The organism is Nocardiopsis sp. SBT366 (assembly GCF_001083815.1).
GTDB lineage: Bacteria > Actinomycetota > Actinomycetes > Streptosporangiales > Streptosporangiaceae > Nocardiopsis > Nocardiopsis prasina.
The window spans coordinates 1-1,666 of the sequence record NZ_LAVM01000169.1; the positions used below are offsets into that span (position 1 = coordinate 1).

The 1,666-nt window shown below is 69.0% G+C and carries 3 protein-coding genes; 1 reads left to right on the plus strand and 2 read right to left on the minus strand.

The genetic code is table 11. From position 1 onward, the window contains the following. Positions 1–480: 480 nt before the first annotated feature. Positions 481–1,023, plus strand: coding sequence for a hypothetical protein (locus ADX84_RS25065; RefSeq protein ID WP_082206783.1), 543 nt, complete (start codon positions 481–483; stop codon positions 1,021–1,023). A gap of 279 nt (positions 1,024–1,302) precedes the next feature. On the opposite strand, the gene ADX84_RS26185 is transcribed toward ADX84_RS25065, so the two are convergent. Together ADX84_RS26185 and ADX84_RS26915 are read right to left on the minus strand one after the other, a co-directional pair. Further along, positions 1,303–1,446 (minus strand): hypothetical protein, encoded by a 144-nt coding sequence (locus tag ADX84_RS26185; protein WP_156208181.1) that lies wholly within the window; start codon positions 1,444–1,446, stop codon positions 1,303–1,305. Between the two features lie 5 nt (positions 1,447–1,451). Beyond that, on the minus strand, positions 1,452–1,666 hold a 215-nt coding region (locus tag ADX84_RS26915), incomplete at its 5' end, for a hypothetical protein (RefSeq protein ID WP_234004224.1).

The following is a 1,666-nucleotide window of genomic DNA, read 5'->3' on the forward strand; positions in this document are numbered from 1 at the left end:
CTCTAGAACACGTCAGTAGTCCTGGGGGGTGGCCCGTCGCCGTACTTGGCCCTGAACTGCCAGTCGTGCACCGGTCTGCTCATCCGCCAAGTGCGGTGCGGGCACAGCACCATCCACCAACGCCGCCCTGATTGGAAAGAGTGACCCCAAGGGGTACGCAGTAACCGGCACCCGACCGCCTTCAGCTGATGGGAAAAGCGGGTTGGCCGTAGAAAGTCCGCGCTACACCAACCACAACCGCAGAGGGCTCCCCGCTACAGCAACCACAGCCCGTAGAACCCACAGCAAACAACAACCACAACCGTAGACGGCTCCCGCTACAACAACCACAACCCGTAGACCCACCCACCCCCAGCCCATAAAACCCACAGCAAACAACAACCACATACGGATAGTCCCGGGCCGAAAGGCCTTGGTTCGCCGAATGGACCGTTGGTAGGTTCACATCGCCCCTGCGTGAACCCACCACCGGAGGACAAAGTGCCCCACGCTTCCCCCCGTCAGAAGCACACGTCCCGTCTCACCGCGCTGTCCGCCCTGGTCACGGCCACTGTCCTGCTCATTCCCGGCACCGCCAGCGCCGAGATGGGACAGGTCCACACGGAGAGCCAGGAGGTCATCATCACCGACGAGGGGGTCTTCGAGGTCGGTGAGGACGTGGAGAGCCTGGACGCCTTCCTGGAGGAGAACCCCGAGTACGCTCCGGCGGTCGAGGACCCTGACCGCGTCGGGGCCCGCGCCACCGAGTCGCTCCCCATCACGCACGGCACACTGACCACGCGCACCACCGGCTGCAACAGCGCGACGGTCACCTACAAGAAGACCACCGGCACGAGGCTGACCATCAGGTTCTCCGTCGCGCAGCTGGGCAGTCTCACCCGCAACGGCCCCTCCCTGAACATCAACGCGGGGCAGACCCGCAGCTTCACCGCCAACCTCTCCCCCGTCGGCAACGTCCAGGGCCGCATGCAGGTCGACGAGCAGAACAAGACCTTCGTCAACAAGTACATCAGCTGCCGCTAGCGTGGCGTGCGCCCCGGGCGGCGCCCCGAATCCACCCTGGGGAACCGCCCCACCCCGTAGCATCACCGTGTGAACAGACCACACCACGGGCGGTCACGAAACCTCTCACCGCCCCCACCCCCGTCACCTCCCCGGCACCGGCACGCACGGCGCAGGGCCCCCGGCACCCACCGGCGGACCTGGGCGCTCCTCACCCTGGTGGCGGGCGCAGGCGTACTCGCCTGCGGACCCGCTCCGGCCTTCGCCGAACAGTCCGCCCCCTCCGTACATGTCGGCCCGTCAGGGGTGCGTGTCGACGACGGCACCTCCCAGGTGGACGTCGGCCCCACGGGCACCCAGGTGGACACCCCAGGCGCCCACGTCGACGTCCGGCCCGGGTCCCATGTCCTGGTGTGCGCCAACGGTGTCCGCGTGGTCGTCCACACGGGTCAGGCTCCGTCGTGCCCCCAGCCTGCGCCTCCGCCTCCGCCGGTACCGCCCGAGCCGCGGCCCCCGGCACCACCACCGCCGGAACCGCCACCCCAGGAGGAGCCCGCGCCGCCGCACGAGCGGGAGGAACGGGTGGCCCCCGCCGAGCCCGAGCCGGACCGCCCCGAACCGGAGGCCTCCCCGGAGCCTTCGACGTCCGTCCCGACCCCCGACC